The 19,051-nt window shown below is 66.3% G+C and carries 17 protein-coding genes; 6 read left to right on the top strand and 11 right to left on the bottom strand.

All coding sequences use genetic code 11. The features are described 5' to 3' along the window. Positions 1–14 precede the first annotated feature (14 nt). The 4 genes from cphA (at position 15) to ABE485_RS21460 (ending at position 3,971) form a co-directional block, all read left to right on the top strand. Positions 15–2,585, top strand: coding sequence for a cyanophycin synthetase (cphA, locus tag ABE485_RS21445; RefSeq protein ID WP_346517282.1), 2,571 nt, complete (start codon positions 15–17; stop codon positions 2,583–2,585). Between the two features lie 581 nt (positions 2,586–3,166). Continuing rightward, positions 3,167–3,367 (top strand): CsbD family protein, encoded by a 201-nt coding sequence (locus ABE485_RS21450; RefSeq protein WP_008161759.1) that lies wholly within the window; start codon positions 3,167–3,169, stop codon positions 3,365–3,367. Positions 3,368–3,394: 27 nt separating this feature from the next. Then, positions 3,395–3,559, top strand: coding sequence for a DUF1328 domain-containing protein (locus ABE485_RS21455; RefSeq protein ID WP_082586272.1), 165 nt, complete (start codon positions 3,395–3,397; stop codon positions 3,557–3,559). Between the two features lie 73 nt (positions 3,560–3,632). After that, positions 3,633–3,971, top strand: a complete 339-nt coding sequence (locus ABE485_RS21460; RefSeq protein ID WP_346517283.1) for a BON domain-containing protein — start codon at positions 3,633–3,635, stop codon at positions 3,969–3,971. 95 nt (positions 3,972–4,066) lie between these two features. Here ABE485_RS21460 and ABE485_RS21465 read toward each other — a convergent pair whose 3' ends face one another. From ABE485_RS21465 to ABE485_RS21510, 10 genes are all read right to left on the bottom strand, one after another. After that, the gene (locus ABE485_RS21465) at positions 4,067–4,939 is read right to left on the bottom strand and encodes a PhzF family phenazine biosynthesis protein (RefSeq protein WP_346517295.1); all 873 of its coding nucleotides are present in this window, start codon (positions 4,937–4,939) and stop codon (positions 4,067–4,069) included. A gap of 79 nt (positions 4,940–5,018) precedes the next feature. Continuing rightward, entirely contained in the window at positions 5,019–6,416 is a 1,398-nt protein-coding gene (locus tag ABE485_RS21470; protein WP_346517284.1) for a 4Fe-4S binding protein, read from the bottom strand. A 42-nt stretch (positions 6,417–6,458) separates the two neighbouring features. Beyond that, on the bottom strand, positions 6,459–7,307 hold the full coding sequence (locus ABE485_RS21475) for an FTR1 family iron permease (RefSeq protein WP_346517285.1): 849 nt from the start codon (positions 7,305–7,307) through the stop codon (positions 6,459–6,461). 14 nt (positions 7,308–7,321) lie between these two features. Continuing rightward, positions 7,322–7,663 carry a cupredoxin domain-containing protein gene (locus ABE485_RS21480; RefSeq protein WP_346517296.1) on the bottom strand — a complete coding sequence of 114 codons (342 nt, stop codon included), beginning with the start codon at positions 7,661–7,663 and terminating at the stop codon, positions 7,322–7,324. A gap of 14 nt (positions 7,664–7,677) precedes the next feature. Next, positions 7,678–8,214, bottom strand: a complete 537-nt coding sequence (locus ABE485_RS21485) for an iron transporter (protein ID WP_346517286.1) — start codon at positions 8,212–8,214, stop codon at positions 7,678–7,680. Positions 8,215–8,429: 215 nt separating this feature from the next. Beyond that, entirely contained in the window at positions 8,430–8,996 is a 567-nt protein-coding gene (gene phaR, locus ABE485_RS21490; RefSeq protein WP_008161773.1) for a polyhydroxyalkanoate synthesis repressor PhaR, read from the bottom strand. Between the two features lie 120 nt (positions 8,997–9,116). Continuing rightward, a complete protein-coding gene (phbB, locus tag ABE485_RS21495; RefSeq protein ID WP_346517287.1) occupies positions 9,117–9,854 on the bottom strand; it encodes an acetoacetyl-CoA reductase in 738 nt (245 codons plus the stop codon). Between the two features lie 80 nt (positions 9,855–9,934). After that, a complete protein-coding gene (locus ABE485_RS21500) occupies positions 9,935–11,569 on the bottom strand; it encodes a PHA/PHB synthase family protein (protein ID WP_346517288.1) in 1,635 nt (544 codons plus the stop codon). Positions 11,570–11,694: 125 nt separating this feature from the next. Further along, positions 11,695–12,459: a peptidoglycan editing factor PgeF gene (gene pgeF, locus ABE485_RS21505; protein ID WP_346517289.1), complete on the bottom strand. Its 765-nt coding sequence runs from the start codon at positions 12,457–12,459 to the stop codon at positions 11,695–11,697. Next, on the bottom strand, positions 12,447–13,484 hold the full coding sequence (locus tag ABE485_RS21510; RefSeq protein ID WP_346517291.1) for an RluA family pseudouridine synthase: 1,038 nt from the start codon (positions 13,482–13,484) through the stop codon (positions 12,447–12,449). The genes pgeF and ABE485_RS21510 overlap by 13 nt, the downstream gene beginning before the upstream one ends. Before the next feature lie 137 nt (positions 13,485–13,621). Between ABE485_RS21510 and ABE485_RS21515 the strand changes: the two genes are divergently transcribed. Beyond that, positions 13,622–14,380 carry an outer membrane protein assembly factor BamD gene (locus tag ABE485_RS21515; RefSeq protein WP_346517297.1) on the top strand — a complete coding sequence of 253 codons (759 nt, stop codon included), beginning with the start codon at positions 13,622–13,624 and terminating at the stop codon, positions 14,378–14,380. Between the two features lie 71 nt (positions 14,381–14,451). Here the strand turns inward: ABE485_RS21515 and ABE485_RS21520 are convergent, their stop codons facing one another. Then, positions 14,452–16,542: an ATP-dependent DNA helicase gene (locus ABE485_RS21520; protein WP_346517292.1), complete on the bottom strand. Its 2,091-nt coding sequence runs from the start codon at positions 16,540–16,542 to the stop codon at positions 14,452–14,454. 239 nt (positions 16,543–16,781) lie between these two features. On the opposite strand from ABE485_RS21520, the gene tex reads away from it, so the two are divergent. Then, positions 16,782–19,051: RNA-binding transcriptional accessory protein Tex (gene tex / locus ABE485_RS21525; RefSeq protein WP_346517293.1), on the top strand; the 2,270-nt coding region annotated here is incomplete at its 3' end.

Here is a 19,051-nt window from a genome sequence, read left to right on the forward strand (position 1 = left end):
CAGGAATACCTGCCATGGAAGTCTCCCGTATCCGAGCATTGCGCGGCCCCAATCTGTGGAGCAAGAACACCGCGATCGAGGCCATCGTGTCGTGCGCCGACGCCGAATGCTCCATCGACAACCTGCCCGACTTCGAGGCCCGCCTGCGCGCGCGGCTGCCGCAGACCGGACTGCTGCGCCCCGAAGGCCACCAGGGCTCGGTGTCCATCGCCCACGTGCTGCAGATCGTCGCGCTGACGATGCAGGCGCACGCCGGCTGCCCCGTCACGTTCGGCCGCACCGCATCCACCATCGAGCCCGGCATCTTCCAGGTGGTGGTGGAATACAGCGAAGAAGAAGTCGGCAAGCTGGCCATGGAACTGGCGCAGGCGCTGGTGCGCGCGGCGCTGGACGACACGCCCTTCGACATCGCCGACGCCCTGAAGCGCCTGCGCGAACTCGACGAAGACGTGCGCCTGGGCCCCAGCACCGGTTCCATCGTGAACGCGGCCACGGCCCGCAACATCCCTTACCGCCGCCTCACCCAGGGCAGCATGGTGCAGTTCGGCTGGGGCAGCAAGCAGCGCCGCATCCAGGCCGCCGAAACCGACCTGACCAGCGCCATCTCGGAATCCATCGCGCAGGACAAGGACCTGACCAAGATGCTGCTGGACGCCGCCGGCGTGCCGGTGCCGATGGGCCGTTCCGTGACCAGCGCCGAAGAGGCCTGGGAAGCGGCGCAGGAACTGGGCGGCCCGGTGGTCGTCAAGCCGCGCGACGGCAGCCAGGGCCGCGGCGTCGCGGTCAACATCGAAACCCGCGAACGCGTGATCCAGGCCTTTGAAGTCGCCGAAGAGATCAGTTCCGAAGTGATCGTCGAACGCTATATTCCGGGCCACGATTTCCGCCTGCTCGTCGTGGGCGGCGCGCTGGTGGCGGCCTCGCGCCGCGACCCGCCCCAGGTCACGGGCGACGGGCAGCAGACCATCCGCCAGTTGGTGGACCAGGTCAACGCGGACCCGCTGCGCGGCGACGGCCACGCCACCTCGCTCACCAAGATCCGCTTCGACGACATCGCCCTGGCGACGCTGAAAAAGCAGGGTTTCGACGCCGATTCCGTGCCGCCTTCCGGCACGCTGATCTTCCTGCGCAACAACGCCAACCTGAGCACCGGCGGATCCGCCACCGACGTGACCGACGAGGTCCATCCCGAAATGGCGGCGCGCGCGGTGTCCGCGGCCCGCATGATCGGCCTGGACATCTGCGGCGTGGACGTGGTGGCCGAAAGCGTCCAGTACCCGCTTGAAGACCAGCATGGCGGCGTGGTCGAAGTCAACGCCGCCCCCGGCCTGCGCATGCACCTGAACCCCTCGTTCGGCAAGGGCCGCGCGGTGGGCGAGGCCATCATCGCGAACATGTATGCGGACGGCGACGATGGCCGCATTCCGGTGGTGGCCGTCGCCGGCACCAACGGCAAGACCACCACGGTGCGCCTGACCGCCCATCTGCTGGGCGCGGCGGGCAACCGCGTGGGCATGACGAATTCCGACGGCGTGTACGTCGACAACCTGCGCATCGACACGGGCGATTGCAGCGGCCCGCGCAGCGCCCGCAGCGTGCTGATGCATCCCGACGTGGACGCGGCGGTGTTCGAGACCGCCCGCGGCGGCATCCTGCGCGAAGGCCTGGCCTTTGACCGCTGCAACGTCGCCATCGTCACCAACATCGGCATGGGCGACCACCTCGGACTGGGCTACATCAGCACGGTCGAAGACCTGGCGGTGGTCAAGCGCGTCATCGTCCAGCACGTGCATCCGTCGGGCATGGCGGTGCTGAACGCCGCCGATCCCATCGTGGCCGACATGGCCGCCAGCTGCCCGGGCTCGGTCACCTACTTCGCCGAGGACCGCAACCATCCCGTGCTCGCGACCCATCGCGCGCAGGGCCTGCGCTCGGTGTACCGCGACGGCGATGCGATCGTCGCGGCGCAGGGGCCCGACGAGGTCCGCTTCCCGCTGGCCGCGATTCCGCTCACGCGCAACGGCACGATCACGTTCCAGGTCGAAAACGCCATGGCGTCCATCGCGGCGGCGTGGGCGCTGGGCCTGGACTGGGACATCATCCGCCGCGGCCTGGCCTCCTTCGTCAACGATGCGCAGACCGCTCCCGGCCGGTTCAATGTGTTCGACCACCGCGGCGCGACGGTCATCGCCGATTACGGCCACAATCCCGATGCGATCCTTGCGCTGGTGCGCGCGGTGGACGCCATGCCGTCCAAGCGCCGCTCCGTGGTCATCAGCGGGGCGGGCGACCGCCGCGACGAAGACATCCGCATGCAGACGGAGATCCTGGGCTCGGCGTTCGACGACGTGCTGCTATACCAGGACCAATGCCAGCGCGGCCGCGCCGACGGCGAAGTGCTGGCACTGCTGCGGCAGGGCCTGGTCGGCGCCAGCCGCACCTCCCACACCGAGGAGATCCACGGCGAATTCCTGGCCATCGACACGGCGCTCGCGCGCCTGCAGCCCGGCGACCTGTGCCTGATCCTGGTGGACCAGGTGGAAGAGGCGCTGGACCATATCGCCAAGCGCATCGCGCAAGCCTGAAGTTCGCGGCGGCTGCCGCGGCTGCAAATGAACGGGGCGCCCCAGGCGCCCCGTTTTTTTTTGCGTCGCTGCGCAGCCTAGCCGTGAGGGGACGCCGCGGGCGCGCTGGCCTGGTACCTGTCCGTCACGTGCGTGCAGCCCTGGGCCGCCATGGCGCCAAGCACCAGCAAGAGGACGCTGCAAAGTCGTTTCGTCATGCGTGGCTATCTCCGTTTCCGAGTTGAACCGCCAGCCGGCTCCGTGAGGACTATACCGGCATGCACGGAACCCGGCCAGCCGCGCGGGCTCTCGCATTCGGGCGGATTCCGCGCGCATGCGAGCGGATCCGTTACGAGCCGCGCTCAAAAGGGGACAAGACGTTGCCGGAATGTAACTCCCCCTTCTGGTGCGCCTGCAAGCTTTCTACGTCGAGGATCGGCGATTTTCCTGGCTCCGCGGCAGTTACATTTGCCCACAGCCCCGTTTGACAGCCCCAGGCGGGGACTCGTACGGTAGGAACTAGCTGATCAGTGCCCAACTCAACCGCGTTGACGGACTTATAGGCCATAAGCCTGTCGCCGCAAGCAACCAGAGAGGTCACCATGAACAACGACATCATCGCCGGAAAGTGGAAGCAACTGACGGGCAAGGCCAAAGCGGCCTGGGGTGAACTCACCGACGACGAGTTGACCCGTACGGAGGGCAATGCCGAACGTCTGGCCGGCCTCATTCAGGAGCGCTACGGCAAGACCAAGGAAGAGGCGCAAAAGGAAGTCCGCGACTTCTTCGACCGCAATCCCTGATCCGTTCAACCACCAGGAGAAGCTGACATGCTGCACTACGCCGTAGTTTTCTTCGTCATCGCCATCATCGCGGCTGTCCTGGGTTTCGGCGGCATCGCCGCTGGCGCCGCGGGGATCGCCAAGGTCCTGTTCTTCGTCTTCCTGGTCCTGGCGCTGCTGTCCATTCTGGGCGGCGCCTTCCGCAAGAAATAGAACAAGCACCCGACATCCACTGAACATCATTGCGTCCTGAACGCGCTGAACACCTCTAACAAGGAGCATTACTATGGAAATTCGCAAGCTGATCGCCGCCGCCGCACTGGGTACGGGCGCTGCCTTCACTTCCATGGCTTTTGCCGCCGACGACGGCAAGCCGAAACAGTCCGTGGGGGAATACGCGTCCGACGCCACCGTGACCACCAAGGTCAAGGCCGCCTTCGTGGCCGACAAGCAACTGAGCGCACTGGACATCGCCGTTGAAACCAACAACGGCGTCACGACGCTCACCGGCACCGTGGGCACCGCCGCGGAAGCCGATCACGCCGCCACCGTGACGCGCGGCGTGGAAGGCGTCAAGCAGGTCATGAACAACATCAAGGTCGATCCGGCCAAGAACCGGAAGTAAGGGCGGCATCGATAAGATCGACGCCTGAAACGCAACGCGGCGCCCGTGGCCACAGGGGCGCCGCTTTTTCCTGGGCGCTTGCCGCGCCGCGGCCGCTACACCGTGACCGTGCCGCGGCCGATTTCCACGGCCCGTCCGCCCACCTGGATCCGGTTGCCGGCATCGACATCAAGCAGCAGGCGGCAGGGGCGGCCCATCTGGTCGCCCTGCTGCACCAACAGGCTGGCCGGCATGGGATGCCCGCGATGCAGCAGCCAGCCGCCCAGGTTGGCGCACGCCGACCCGGTGCCGGCATCCTCGTTGATGCCGCCGCCGGGCTTGGCGTAGAAGTACCGGGCCACCACGACCTGGCGGCCGTCCTGCACGTTGCCTTCGTCGAAGGCGAACAGATACAGCGTCTTGCGTCCCAGGCTGCTGGCCTGCCAGCGGTCCAGGCTGGACGCATCGGGCGCGGCGCGGCGCACGGCATCCACGCTGGCCAGCGGCGCCAGCAAATGGTGGGCACCGGTGTCCACCCAGATCGGATCGTCCCGCAGGTCGCGGGCATCCAGTCCGACCAGGCCGGCGATGCCGGCGCGGTCCAGTTCGGGCTTGCCGGTGCGCACGCCATCGGGACATGGCGCGGTGAAAGTCCAGGCGTCGCCGCGGGCCGTGACGGGCACGAGGCCGGCCTTGAATTCCAGCGTCAGCGCATCGCCCGCCCCCAGCAGGTCGCGCACGACCTGCGAGGTGCCGATCGTGGGATGGCCGGCAAAGTTCATTTCGTGGCCGGGCGTGAAGATGCGCACACGCGCATCCGCGCGGTCCGAAGGCAGGATGAACGTGGTTTCGGACAGGTTGAATTGCGCCGTCAGCGCCAGCATGGTTGCATCGTCCATGCCGCGCGCATCTTCAAATACGCAAAGCTGATTGCCGCTGAAAGTGGAGGAAGCGAAGACGTTGAGCAGGCGGAACGCGTAGGTGGCCATGGCTGGGAAATAAAGTTGGGGCTTCAAACCGGCCGCGCCGGCAAAGCCCCAACTTTATCGCAGCGTCCGCCCGAACGGCCTACCAGATGGCGAAGAACAGCACCCAGGCCAGGCAGAACGGCGCCAGGCCCGCTGCCAGCACCAGGCCGGCAAGGCTCTTCCTGAACGTGCTCGCCTTGCGTTGCTTCAGCAGGCGGACAAAGAGGCGCAGCGTCCACAGCACCGCCAGCGTCAGCAGCGTGAAGCGCACCGGCGTTGCCCACGCGGCCTGCACGCCTTCATGCTTGAGCAGGTTGACGGTGGTGGCCGACAGGCCCAGGAACACGCCGATGCCGGCCGAGGGAATCAAGGCCTGGGCCAGCTTGTGCAGGCCCGGGCGCCCCCAGCGGCTGGGGTGCGCGCCGGGCACGGCGGCCGCGGGCGCCAGCCGGTCGGCGATCCACAGCGACAGGAAGCTAGCGCCGCCCACGCACACGGTCGCGCCCACGACGAACATCAGGATGCCCGCGCCATCCAGCCACGAGAAACTGTCGTTCACGTCGGGATAATGCGTCAGGATGAACCAGGGCGCGTTGTCCATCAGCGGCCACATGATGTCGCGCTCGACCAGCCAGGTCGCGGCCCATTGCTTGGCCGTCACGTACCACGGGCTGGCGCTCCAGAGGAACGCGCCGATGGCGATGCCCATCAGGCCGAAGCACAGCAGCGCCGTCTGCCAGGGATCGCCCTCGGTCACATGCACGATCTCCTCTTCGGGAGAACGCGGCGTCAGCGCGATCGCGCCGCGATAGCCGCTGCACCGTCCACAGACGTGGCAGTCGCCCGCCCCCTTCATGTGCCGCAGCGGCACCAGCGGCGCACAGTTGATGGGTTCGATGCGGATGACGGGATGGCGCCACTTTTCCTCGTCGACCTTGAAGTGCCAGGGCGCCAGCTTGGCCAGCAGGTTGAACACGCCGTTGACCGGGCACAGGTACTTGCACCACACCCGCTTGCTGCGGCCATACCGCCAGCCCACGATCATGGCCGCCACGGTGGATCCGCCCAGCACGGCCAGGACCGCCAGCGGATACTGGTAGACGCTGACCAGCTGGCCGTAGATGGTCGTGAGCGCGAACGCCACGAAAGGCCAGCCGCCCCAGCGCATCCACTTCGGGATGGCATGGCCCTGCCCCCGCTCGCTGGCCCATTCCGTCAACATGCCTTCGGGACAGAGCCAGCCGCACCAGGCGCGGCCCAGGATCGGCATGGAGATCAGCACGAACGGCCACCACACGCCCCAGAAGGCAAACTGCGCCACGACCGTCAGATTGTTGAACACCGACGCCGCATTGTCCGGCAGCGGCAACAGCGCAGGCACGATCAAAAGGAAAGCGTATATCGCGACAATGCCCCACTGCAGCTTGCGCAACAGCGGGGCATGGTCACGGAGAAAGTCGGCGATACGGGAGGTTGCCCTCCCGAGTGCAGCTGCCATGGTCAAACCTTCAAATATTCAGTCCGGCGAAAAAGACCGGAATCAGGATGCCCCCCGGGCCGCCGCCACCGGCGCGGGCTTGCTGCCCACCCAGCGCAGCAGCGCCCAGACAACGATCCAGTAAGCCACCCACAACAGAACCGAGATCAGCGCCGGCAGCGCACGATACCCGGCAAAGTCCGCCAGCACCTTGCCGAAGCCCGTGCTGTCGCTCAACAGCCAGGAGCTGTCCCAGACCGGATCCACGATGGTCGGCAGAACGTCCAGGGAAATCAGGTGATCCAGCCCGCCCACCAGCAGCGAACCGGCCAGGAGCAGCAGCAGGATTTCCGTCACGCGGAAGAATCGGCGCCAGGTGATGAGCTTGCCGCCCAGCTGCAGCAGCCAGAACGTCAGCAGGGCCACCGCGAAACCCGCCACGCCGGCCAGGGCCAGCTTCAGCATGTCGCTGCCGCCTTCGCCCGCCGACACGGTGCCGTACAGGAACACCACGGTTTCGCTGCCTTCGCGGGCCACGGCAATGGCCACCAGCAACAGCAGGCCCCACCAGTTGTCGTTGGCGACGGAGGCGCGTGCGCCGGTTTCGAGTTCGCCCTTGAGCGTGCGGCCGTGCTTTTTCATCCACACGACCATCTGCACCACCAGCGCGCATGCCGCCAGCGACATGATGGCCTGGAACCATTCCTGCCCTTCGTCGCTGAGCCAGGACGAAACGCCCAGCAGCACCAGCGCCAGCGCCACGGCCAGGCCCAGCCCGGCCGCCACGCCGCCCCACAGATAGGGCAGGCCGCGCTTGCCTTCGGGCGTGGCGCGCAGCCACGTGTACAGGATGCCCACCACGAGCAGGGCTTCGACGCTTTCGCGCCAGACGATGAAAAGTACCTGTTCCATGACTTGCTGCCGCTTTATTCCTTGGGCTTGACGACCAAGGTGCCCTTCACGCTCTGGTGAAAGTCGTCAAAAAAGGGATACTCGCCCGGACGGGAAATGGTGATGACCACAAAGGACTTCACTCCCGGTCCGAGGACTTTTTCCTTGCGCAGCGGAATGCTTTCGAATTCCACCGGCTCATTGCTCTCGTTGATGAGTTCAATCTTGAAACGGCCCGCCGGCACTTCCAGGGTAGCGGGCTCGAACGTGCCGTCCGGCTTGAATCTCAGGGTGAACGTGGGCAATTCGTCCGCCTGCGCGGGCGCCATGCCCGCCATACCGGCCAGGCCGATCAGCATTGCGGCAATCACGCGCAGCAGGCGGCCCACGATCAGTAACCGCCCTTCTTGCCGGTGCCGGCGTAGACGAATTCATATTCCAGGTCGAACGGCTCGAACCAGTCGCCCACCCCGGTTTCCTTGTCGACGTGGCGGCCGAAATGGCTCATCTTGTTCGCCGTCGGCGGGAGAATCGAGTACTTGAGCTTGTACTTGCCCGGGCCTTCGAGCTTGATGTTCTCGCCATAGTGCGGGCCGTCGTTGGCGACCATGGGCATGAAGGTGCCCTTCTGCACGTTCTGGCTGCCGACCTTCTGGATCTCGTAGTTCACGACCAGGTAAGGCACCCACTCGCCTTCCGGGAAACCCGTCTTGTTGCCGGCGGTGGCGTGGATGTCGGCCTCAAGGTGGACATCCGAATCCTTGGCGGGGCGCATCATGCCGGGGGGGTCCATTTCGATCGGCTGCAGGTACACCGCGCCGATTTCCATGCCGCCCTTCTCAACCGGCTTGCCGATGGGGTACTCGGCCGCGTGGGCGGCGGACACGCTCAAAGCGACAATGGCCAGCGCCAAGGCTTTCTTGATCATGTGCATAATCCTTGAGACACAAATGAAAATGACGGTTCAAAACACAAACAAGAACCGTTTTCATTAATTTAGTGGATTTTGCTGACACATCCCTGAACCTTGACCTCAATAAAGTGCCGGATCATTGCGTTGGGTCAAACGCAAAAAAACCGGCGCGGACTGCGCCGCGCCGGTTTTTTCTGCCGGAATCGGGCCCGCCGGGCCCTTCCCTGCGTCTACTTGCGCCCGGATCCCGGCGTGCCGCCGGGCGTGAACGGGAAGGTCGAGAACATCGCGCGGGTCTGGTCCTGCATCTGGTCCTGCATCTGCACGAACAGGTTTTTGCTCTGGTCGATGTAGTTGTTCATCATGTTCTGCAGCATGGGCGTCTGCACGTTCATGAACTGCGTCCAGGCCTCCGGGCCGAACTGGCTTCCGTACAGGCCCTTGGACTGTTCGGCCATGCGCTGCTGGATCTCCATGAACGCCTGGATGTTCTTTTCCAGGTAGGAGCCCATGATGCCCTGCATGGCATGGCCGTAGAAACGGATGATCTGCGACAGCATGTTCGAGGAAAACATGGGCATGCCGCCGCTTTCCTCTTCAAGGATGATCTGCAGGAGAATGCTGCGGGTCAGGTCTTCGGCGCTCTTGGCGTCGACAACCTGGAATTCCTCGTTGGCCAGGACCAGTTGCTTGACATCTGCCAGGGTGATGTAGGTGCTGGTCCGGGTGTCGTATAAGCGACGGTTGGGGTACTTTTTAATCAGGCGCAGGCTGGCGCCGGTTTGTGCTTGCGTCATGGTTGTCCCCGGATCGGGCGATCTCTTAGGCTTCGAATAAGGTGGAGTGTAATGCCGGACGGCCCTCTCCCCGAGGCCATCCGGCGCCGACGGGCCGCCCGCGGGGCGGCCCGCATTGCGTCAGCCCATGTGCAGGCCGCCGTTCAGCGAGAAGTCCGCGCCGGTCGAAAAGCCGGATTCGTCGGATGCCAGCCATGAGGTCATGGACGCGATTTCCTCGGGCGTGCCCAGGCGGCGCACCGGAATCGTGGCGACTATCTTTTCGAGCACGTCGGGACGAATGGCCCGGACCATATCGGTGCCGATGTAGCCGGGCGAAATCGTGTTGACCGTCACGCCCTTGCTGGCCACTTCCTGGGCCAGCGCCATGGTGAAGCCATGGATGCCGGCCTTTGCCGTGGAGTAGTTGGTCTGGCCGAATTGGCCCTTCTGGCCGTTCACCGAACTGATGTTGATGATCCGGCCCCACTGGCGCTCCACCATGCCCTCGATGACCTGCTTGGTCACATTGAACAGGCTGTTCAGGTTGGTGTCGATGACCGCGCGCCAATCGTCGGCGCTCATTTTGCGGAACAGGCCGTCGCGGGTGATGCCCGCGTTGTTGACCAGCACATCGACCGGACCCAGCTCATTGGTGACCTTTTCAAAGGCCGCCACCGTGGAGTCCCAGTCGGACACGTTGCCCACGGATGCATGGAACGTGAAGCCCTGTGCCGCCTGTTCGTCCAGCCATTGCTGGTAATTGCGGCTGGGGCCGCAACCTGCCACCACGCGAAAGCCATCCTTGGCCAAGCGCTGGCAAATAGAGGTGCCAATCCCGCCCATCCCGCCTGTTACGTAAGCCAGTTTTCCGCTCATTGGACTTCCTCCTGTGTGCGACGGACGCCTCGTTGATTAACTTTCTTTGTTTGCCCGGGGATCGACCGCAAGGCGCGGCGTCAGGCCGCCCGGACCTTCACATACCTGCCAGGGGCCGGCTCGATCGGCCGGTACTTGGCATTGCCTGTCTTTGTGCGCGCCTTCACCTGCTTGCCCGAATGGCCTGCCAGCCAGGCCGCCCAGTCTGGCCACCAGCTTCCAGGGTGTTCCACCGCCTGTTCGAACCACGCATTGGGGTCGCCCGGCAAGGGCTGGCTGGCCTTTTCCAGTTCGTCGGCCACCCAGTAGCTGCGGCGCTTCTTGGCGGGGGGATTCACCACGCCCGCGATATGGCCGGAGGCGCCCAGGACGAAGCGCTGGGGTCCGCGCAGCACCTGCGTGGACGCATAGGCCGACACCCAGGGCACGATATGGTCTTCGCGCGAACCGAACAGGTACACCGGCATGCGCAGCCGCGTCAGGTCCAGCGGCAGGCCCGCCGCATGCGCGCGGCCCGGCACCTTCAGATTGTTTTCCAGGTAGGTATTGCGGAAGTACCAGGAAAAGAAGGGGCCCGGCAGGTTCGTGCTGTCGCCGTTCCAGAACAGCAGGTCGAAGGCGGGCGGCTTCTGCCCCTTCAGGTAGTTGCCGACGACGTAGTTCCAGACCAGTTCATTGGGCCGCAGGAACGAGAACGTGGTGGCCAGGTCGCGCCCCGGCATCAGGCCGCCGTTGCCCAGTTGATGGTCGCGCAGCAGCGCGTGGGCCTCGTCGACGAAGACTTTCAGGACGCCGGTTTCGTGGAAATCCAGGAACGAAGTGAGCAGCGTCAGCGACGCCACGGGATGTTCGCCGCGGGCTTCGGCCAGGGCCAGCGCCGCCGCCAGCATGGTGCCGCCCACGCAGAAGCCCAGCGCGTTGACCTGCGGTTGCTTGGTGATGTCGGCGGCCACGCGCAGCGCCTGCAGCACGGCGTCGTCGAGGTAGTCGGACCAGGTGGCGCGATCCACGCCGTCGGTGTCCGCGGCCACGGGATTGCGCCAGGAAATCAGGAATACCGTCTGCCCTTGGTCGACGGCATGCCGCACAAAGGAATTCTCGGGCTGCAGGTCCAGGATGTAGAACTTGTTGATGTTGGGCGGCACAATGACCAGCGGCCGCTCGAACACGGTGGCGGTCGAGGGCGCGTACTGGATCAGCTGGAACAGCTTGTTCTCGAAGACCACATCGCCGGGCGTGGTGGCCACGTTGCGGCCGATCTCGAACTGCGATTCGTCGGTCTGCGTGATACGGCCTTTCTTGACGTCCCCCAGCAGGTTCGCCAGGCCCTCGTTCAGCGCGCGGCCCGCGCTTTCCACGATGGACTGCTGGGCGTCGGGATTCAGCGCCAGGAAGTTCGACGGAGACAGCGCGTCGACCCATTGCATGATCGAAAACCGCAGCCGGTCGCGCATGGGTTCGCTGACCTGGGCGGCATCGACCATGCGCGCCATGGCGCGCGCCGACAGCAGATAGGTGTGCGCCAGCAGCAGGTGGGAATCGTTGGCGGCCCAGGCGGCGCCCGAGAAACGGCGGTCGGACGGCGGCGCCAGCGCGCCGCGCCGGGCATCGTCGCAAAGGCGTTGCCATTCACGAGAGAATTCTGCCTGGATATCAGCCAGGACTTCCGGTGCCACGCTCACCGGATTGGGACCTGCGGAGAGATTGGCATTCACTTCGACACCTTGTTATCGAAACTTCGCGATTGATGTTGCATTCCGGGTCCAGGACTGTCAATGCGGGTATACAAGGAGGGCTACCAGAGTAAGACGCAAGGCAAGGCCCGAGGCCTTGCGCCAGATCAAACCGGGCTTAGCCAGGCCAGCAAAGCCATGCGTCCGGTCTGGCCGTCGCGCCGGTAGGAAAAGTAGCGGTCCGCCTGGGTGACGGTGCACAACCCGCTCAGCGCCACCTCTTGTACCCCGGCGCGGCGCAGGCGGAAATCGGCCAATCCGGCGAGGTCGGCCAGCCACTTGCCGGGAATGCCCGGACGTGGCGTGAAATAGCGCGCGGTGGCCGGGTCGTCGGCCATGAAGGCGTCCAGGACGTCCTGGCCGACCTCGAATTCGCGGGGACCGATGCCCGGGCCGACCCAGGCCCGCCAAGCCTTGGCCCGCGGCGCCTTGGCGCGCATCGCGGCCAGGGTATGTTCCAGCACCCCGCCCGACAGGCCGCGCCAGCCGGCGTGCGCCGCGCCCAGCACCGTGCCGTCGGCATCGGCGATGACCACGGGCAGGCAGTCGGCCACCATGATCGCCAACACACGCCCGGGCTGCGCCGTGACGCTGGCATCCAACGCGGGTTCGGGCGGCAGGCCGGGCTGGTCGGCGTCCGCGACCTCGCTGCCGTGGACCTGGCGCAGCCAAAGGGGATCGGACGGCACCGCGGCGCGCACGCGGCGGCGGTTCTCGGCCACGGCATCGGGGTTGTCGCCCGCCCGCAGGCCCAGATTCAGGGTGTCATGCGGGGCCACCCCCACGCCGCCGGCGCGGGTCGTGCAGAAGTAATTCACGCCCGGCCATTCAGGCCCCGTCACGACGGGCAGGCCCGCGATCACGCGCTCCATGCAATGCTCTCCTGGACTTGCGCCATGTCGGCGGGCACCGCCGCGGCGAACTGGACTTCTCCGGTGCCGCCGGGGTCGTCGAAATGCAGCGCGCGGGCATGCAGCATCTGGCGCTGCGCCCCGGCGATCGGCTTGCCGCCATAGATCGTGTCGGCCAGCAGCGGATGTCCCAGGCTGGCCATGTGCACGCGGATCTGGTGGGTCCGGCCGGTTTCCAGGCGGCACACCACTTCGGTGACACGGCCGCCAGGGTCCGCCATGCCGCGACGGGACGGCGCGTAATTGGTGATGGCGGGCTTGGGCGCCACGGGCCGCTCGACGCTCATGCGCACCGGCACCCGGGGATCGCGGCCGATGGCGCGGTCCACCCGGCCGGCGGCGGCCATCCAGCCATGCGCCAGCGCCACATATTCGCGGCCCATGCTGCGCGCCTGCAACTGGCGCACCAGGTGCGTCTGGGCGGTTTCGTTGCGCGCCACCACCATCAGGCCCGAGGTGTCCTTGTCCAGCCGGTGCACGATGCCGGCGCGCGCGACCTGCGCCAATTCGGGGTAGCGATGCAGCAAGCCGTTGAGGAGGGTGCCGCTCCAGTTGCCGGCGCCGGGGTGAGTGACGAGCCCCGCGGGCTTGTTCACCACGATCCAGTCCGGGCTTTCGGCCACGACGCCGAATTCGACGGGTTCGGGCGCGAACGCGCGCGCATCGGGTGCGGGCTGGGCCCAGACGGTCAGTTCGTCGCCCGGGCCGACCGTCTGCCTGATCTTGCCGGGCTTGCCATTGACAAGGACGTTGCCGGATTCGATCCAGCCCTGCAGACGGCTGCGGGAGTGCTCGGGCAAGAGGCCCGCAAGCACCTTGTCGAGCCGGTCGGCGCGGGTGGCGGACGGCACGGTTACAAGTTGCGGCTCGCCCCGCGCAGTGCCTTCGGGGGTTTCGTCCGGGAGGTTTTCATCCTCGATTCCGTCGGCGGGACCCAGCAGATCGCCGTCGGAAACAAGATCTGCGCTGGCGGCTGTATCAGACATGGAGACAAATCATATAATCAGCCTGCCATGCTACCACCAAGGATACGATTCTCGTGATTCACCACTCCGCAGCTCCCTCGAACCCCGCATCCCGCAGCGGGTCGGTATTGCGCGTGGTTATCGCGCTATTTGCCGCCATGATCATCGCCGGTTGCAGCGGCACGGACGGCAAGTACGACAAGACCACCAACTGGAGCGCAGAACAACTCTACGCCGACGCCAAGGCAGAAATGGCCTCGGGCGGCTGGAAGGAAGCGCGCGAACGCCTGACGGCCATCGAAAGCCGCTACCCCTTCGGTGTCTATGCCCAGCAGGCCCTGCTTGAACTGGCCTACGTCAACTGGAAGGACGGCGAAAACGAACAGGCCCTGGCCGCAATCGACCGCTTCCAGCAGCTCTACCCCAATCACCCCGGCACCGACTACGCCCTGTACCTGAAGGGCCTGATCAACTTCACGCCGGCCAGCGCGTTCATGAGCAACATCACTGGCCAGGACCCCGCCGAGCGCGATCCCAAGGGCCTGCGCGCGTCCTACGACGCCTTCAATGAGCTGATCAAGCGCTATCCGGACAGCAAGTACACGGTGGACGCCGAAAAGCGCGTGGCATGGCTGGTCAACACCATCGCCATGAACGAGGTCCACGTCGCCCGCTACTACTACGAGCGCGGCGCCTACGTCGCGGCCGCCAACCGCGCGCAGACCGTCATCACCGATTTCGAGGGCGCCCCCGCCACCGAAGAAGCGCTCTACCTGATGGTCCAGTCCTACGACAAGCTGGGCATGACCGAACTCAAGAACGACGCCCAGCGCGTCTACGACCAGAACTTCCCCAACAGCGAATTCCGCACCAAGGGCCTGAAGGCTGACAAGAGCTGGTGGAATCCCTTCAACTGATTCCGCCCGCATGGGAATAAAAATAGCCCTTCGCTTGAAGGGCTATTTTTTTGCCTGGCGCGCCCGTCGGGCTACTGATCCTGCGATTCGCGCTTGCGGCGATAGAAGGCCAGCACCTCTTCCAGTTCGCGCGTGCGCGCAAACGGCGGCAGGCCGCGCCAGAGGCGCTTGCCATAGGGCTTTTCGACCAGCCGCGCGTCGCCGACCATCAGGACGCCCCAGTCCGACTCCGTGCGGATCAGGCGGCCGGCGCCCTGCTTGAGCGAGATGGCGGCCTCGGGCAGTTGGTATTCCGAGAACGGATTTCCCCCTTGCGCCCGACAGGCGCGCAGGCGCGCCTCGATGACGGGATCGTCGGGCGGCGCGAACGGCAGCTTGTCGATCGCCACCAGGGTCAGCACGTCGCCGGGAAGGTCGATGCCTTCCCAGAAGCTCGCGCTGCCCACCAGCACCGGGTGCTCGAGCTTGCAGAAGCGGTCCAGCAGGTCGCGCCGGGTGCCTTCGCCCTGTTTCAGCAAGGGCCAGTCATGGCCCGCGTCGTCGAAGGCATCTGCCAGCAGGTTGGCGACCTTGTCCACCGCGCGCAGGGTCGTGCAGAGCACCAGGGTGCCGCCCGGACTGGCCTCCAGCAGCGGCAGCAGCGTCTGGACGAAGCGGTCAAGGAATTGCGGCGACTGCGGCTCCGGCATGCCGCGCGGCACGAACAGCAGCGCCTGCTCGGGGTAGTCGAATGGAGACTCCCATTTGCCCGTGCGTGCGCTGTCCAGCCCCAGCTGGCTGGTGAAGTGCGTGAACTCGCCATTCACCGATAGCGTGGCCGAGGTCATGATCCAGGCCTGGCCCGGCTTGCGGAATTTGGAGAAGGCCTGGGCCACCGACAGCGGCGCCGAATGCAGGCGCACGTGGTGCAGGCCGTGCTCGACCCAGCGCACCGCCGGGCCCGTCCATTGTTCGGCAAGGGCGGCGCCCTCCAGGATGGCGGCGGGCGTGGACGCGCCATCGCCCAGCGCGGCTTGCGCGGGCGCCTGGTCGTCGCGCCCCCAGCCTTCGTCATCGAACGCCCCGCCGGCGCGCCCGGGCGTGGCCCAGCGCTTGAGCTTGACCGAAATTTCGGCGCCCGAACGCGCGGCCGCCATCAGGTCCGGGTGCTTTTCGGCGACGGCGCCCAGCGCCTTCGTGGCGCCGTCCACGGCTTCGCGCAGCGCCAGCAGCGCTTCGTCGAATTCCTCGGGATTGGGAATGGCCTCGAACGTGGCCTTGCGGCCCGGCATCTTGTCCAGCGGCGCACAGGTCAGGCGCAATTCGCGCGCGGCGGTTTCCAGGTGCCGGCTGACGTCGCTCCATTTGGCCGCCTCGCGCGCGTAGGCCAGCCCGGCGACTTCCAGCGCACGGCCGAAGTCCATCAACTGGTGCGTGGATACACTGCTGCCGAGAAAGCGCGTGGCGGTGTCGGGCAGCTGGTGCGCCTCGTCGAAGATCACGGTGTCGGCTTCGGGCAGCAGGTCCGTGACGCCCTCTTCGCGCAGCATCAGGTCGGCCATGAACAGCGCGTGGTTGACGACGACCACGTCGGCTTCCTGCGCCTGGCGGCGCGCCTTGACCACGAAACAGTCGCGGATTCGCGGGCATTCCTGACCCAGGCAGTTTTCGCGGGTGGAAGTCACGCGCTGCCAGATCTCCGCGTCTTCAGGCACCTGGGCCAGGTCGCCGCGATCGCCCGTCTTGGAGATGCCGGCGAACACCTGGATCTGGCGCAACTGCTGGATCTCGGAACGGGACTTCAGCGCGCGCTCGTCGCCCTGCAGGCGCTCCAGGTGGTAATGGCAGACATAGTTGCCGCGGCCCTTGAGCAGCGCCGCGGTGACGGGCGCCGCGAGCGCGGCGCGCACGCGCGGCAGATCGCGCGCGAAGAGCTGGTCCTGCAGGGTGCGCGTGCCGGTGGAAATCAGCACCTTGCCGCCCTGGATGAAGGCGGGTACAAGATAAGCCCAGGTTTTGCCGATGCCGGTGCCCGCTTCGGCCACGAGCGTGGCGCGGTCCTGGATGGCCTGGCCGATGGCCTGCGACAGCTCAACCTGCGATGGACGCGGCTTGTAGCCGGGCAAGGCCGTGGCCAAAGGCCCGTCCTCGTCGAAGAATTCGGAAATATCCAGGTCCAGCATTACAGCAGCCTAGTGTCGGTCGGGATCATGGGTGAACCGGTGCCGGGACAAGCGGTTCGGGCGCCAGACACTGATTTGGGAAAGGACCCAAATGATACCCGCTGCCGCGCCGGTTTCCCGCTTGCGGTCCACCGCCATGCCGCCGCCAGAGGGACGGATCTGTCCTCCCGGGCACGTTCTGTAACAACGGCTTATGGCACAATCCGCCCCTTGTTTTTCCTTTTTGTCGTCGTATAGAGATGTCTGAAACTTCCGCTATCACGTACGTCGCCGCCGGCGTCGACAACGCCCGCATCGTCGCGCAGCTCGCCACCGAGCTGGGCGCGCGCGCCTCCCAGATCGCCTCGGCGGTGGAACTGCTGGATGACGGCGCCACCGTGCCCTTCATCGCCCGCTATCGCAAGGAAGCCACCGGCGGCCTGGACGATACCGTGCTGCGCAATCTCGAAGTCCGCCTGGGTTACCTGCGCGAACTCGAAGAGCGCCGCGGAGCCATTCTTGAATCCATTTCGCAGCAAGGCAAGCTGACGGCCGGGCTGCAGCAGGAAATCGCGGCCGCCGACACCAAGCAGCGCCTGGAAGACCTGTACGCGCCCTTCAAGCCCAAGCGCCGCACGCGTGCGCAGATCGCCCGCGAAGCCGGCCTGGAGCCGCTTGCGGACGCCATCCTGGCCGATGCCGCCTGCGATCCCGCCGCCCTGGCCGCGCAGTACCTGAACCCCGAGGCGTCCATCAACGACGCCAAGGCCGCGCTGGATGGCGCGCGCGACATCCTGGCCGAGCGCTACGCGGAAAACGCGGACTTGCTGGCCGACATGCGCGAACATCTCTGGTCCACCGGCCTGATCTACTCCAAGATGATCGACGGCAAGGAAACCGAGGGCGCCAACTTCCGCGACTGGTTCGACTTCAACGAACCGCTGCGCACCCTGCCCTCGCACCGCATCCTGGCCTTGCTGCGCGGCCGCCAGCAAGGCGTGCTGGAACTGCGCCTGGGCCTGGAAGCCGAACTCGAAGCCCAGACGCCGCATCCCTGCGTCGCCCGCATCGCCGGCTTCCTGAAGCTGGGCAATGGCCTGTTCGCGCTGGACGCGACGCCGCGCGCCCGCTGGCTGGGCGAAGTCTGCCGCTGGACCTGGCGCGTGAAGCTGCTGACCGCATTTGAAAGCGAGCTCGTCGGCCGCCTGCGCGAAAGCGGCGAAGCCGAGGCGATCCGCGTGTTCGCCGCCAACCTGAAGGACCTGCTGCTGGCGGCCCCCGCCGGCCCCAAGGCGGTTTTGGGCCTGGACCCCGGCATCCGCACCGGCTGCAAGGTCGCCGTGATCGACCAGACCGGCAAGGTCGTCGACACCACCACCGTGTATCCGTTCGAACCGCGCCGCGACCGCGACGGCACGATCAACACGCTGGCCGCGCTGGTCGCGCGCCACAAGGTCGACCTGATCGCCATCGGCAACGGCACCGCCTCGCGCGAAAGCGAAAAGCTGGTGGGCGACATGATGGAACGCTTCCCCGACCTGAAGGTCACCCGCGTGGTGGTATCGGAAGCAGGCGCCTCGGTGTATTCCGCGTCGGAAACCGCCGCCCAGGAATTCCCCGACCTGGACGTGACGCTGCGCGGCGCCGTGTCCATCGCACGCCGCCTGCAGGATCCCCTGGCCGAACTGGTCAAGATCGATCCCAAGGCCATCGGCGTGGGCCAGTACCAGCACGACGTCAACCAGCGCGAACTCGCGCGTTCGCTGGATGCCGTGGTCGAAGACTGCGTGAACGCGGTCGGCGTGGACGTGAACACGGCCTCGGCCGCCCTGCTGGCCCGCGTGTCCGGCCTGAACTCGCTGCTGGCCAAGAACATCGTGGCCTGGCGCGACGAAAACGGCGCCTTCCCCACGCGCGAAAACCTGCGCAAGGTGCCCCGCTTCGGCGACAAGGCGTTCGAGCAGGCGGCCGGCTTCCTGCGCATTCCCAATGGCGAAAACCCGCTGGACGCCTCGTCCGTCCACCCCGAAGCCTATCCGGTCGTCGAGCGCATCGTGGCCAAGATCAAGGCCGAAGTGAAGCAGATCATCGGCCAGCGCGAGGCCCTGAAAGGCGTGTCGCCGTCCGACTTCACCGACGAACGCTTCGGCCTGCCCACGGTGAAGGACATCTTCGCCGAACTGGAAAAGCCCGGCCGCGATCCGCGCCCCGAATTCAAGACGGCGCAGTTCAAGGAAGGCGTTGAAACCCTGAACGACCTGTATCCGGGCATGGTGCTGGAAGGCGTCGTGACCAACGTGGCCAACTTTGGCGCGTTCGTCGACATCGGCGTCCACCAGGACGGCCTGGTCCACATCTCGGCCCTGGCCGAAAAGTTCGTGAAGGATCCCCGCGACGTCGTGCGCGTGGGCCAGACGGTCAGCGTGAAGGTGCTGGAAGTGGACGTCGCGCGCAAGCGCGTGGCGCTCACCATGCGCTTGAACGACACCGCCGCCCCCGCGCGCCGCAGCGGCGACGCGCCCACCGGCGG

It is taken from the genome of Achromobacter spanius (assembly GCF_039673305.1).
Lineage (GTDB): Bacteria > Pseudomonadota > Gammaproteobacteria > Burkholderiales > Burkholderiaceae_B > Achromobacter > Achromobacter spanius_F.

Excerpts from the sequence above, each read along its gene's own strand:
- ABE485_RS21450 (WP_008161759.1), top strand. The coding sequence starts at position 3,167 with ATGAACAACGACATCATCGCCGGAAAGTGGAAGCAACTGACGGGCAAG.
- ABE485_RS21520 (WP_346517292.1), bottom strand. The coding sequence starts at position 16,542 with ATGCTGGACCTGGATATTTCCGAATTCTTCGACGAGGACGGGCCTTTG.
- ABE485_RS21485 (WP_346517286.1), bottom strand. The coding sequence starts at position 8,214 with ATGATCAAGAAAGCCTTGGCGCTGGCCATTGTCGCTTTGAGCGTGTCC.
- ABE485_RS21515 (WP_346517297.1), top strand. The coding sequence starts at position 13,622 with ATGATCATCGCCGGTTGCAGCGGCACGGACGGCAAGTACGACAAGACC.
- ABE485_RS21470 (WP_346517284.1), bottom strand. The coding sequence starts at position 6,416 with ATGGCAGCTGCACTCGGGAGGGCAACCTCCCGTATCGCCGACTTTCTC.
- phbB (WP_346517287.1), bottom strand. The coding sequence starts at position 9,854 with ATGAGCGGAAAACTGGCTTACGTAACAGGCGGGATGGGCGGGATTGGC.
- phaR (WP_008161773.1), bottom strand. The coding sequence starts at position 8,996 with ATGACGCAAGCACAAACCGGCGCCAGCCTGCGCCTGATTAAAAAGTAC.
- ABE485_RS21455 (WP_082586272.1), top strand. The coding sequence starts at position 3,395 with ATGCTGCACTACGCCGTAGTTTTCTTCGTCATCGCCATCATCGCGGCT.
- ABE485_RS21510 (WP_346517291.1), bottom strand. The coding sequence starts at position 13,484 with ATGTCTGATACAGCCGCCAGCGCAGATCTTGTTTCCGACGGCGATCTG.
- ABE485_RS21465 (WP_346517295.1), bottom strand. The coding sequence starts at position 4,939 with ATGGCCACCTACGCGTTCCGCCTGCTCAACGTCTTCGCTTCCTCCACT.
- cphA (WP_346517282.1), top strand. The coding sequence starts at position 15 with ATGGAAGTCTCCCGTATCCGAGCATTGCGCGGCCCCAATCTGTGGAGC.
- ABE485_RS21460 (WP_346517283.1), top strand. The coding sequence starts at position 3,633 with ATGGAAATTCGCAAGCTGATCGCCGCCGCCGCACTGGGTACGGGCGCT.
- pgeF (WP_346517289.1), bottom strand. The coding sequence starts at position 12,459 with ATGGAGCGCGTGATCGCGGGCCTGCCCGTCGTGACGGGGCCTGAATGG.
- ABE485_RS21475 (WP_346517285.1), bottom strand. The coding sequence starts at position 7,307 with ATGGAACAGGTACTTTTCATCGTCTGGCGCGAAAGCGTCGAAGCCCTG.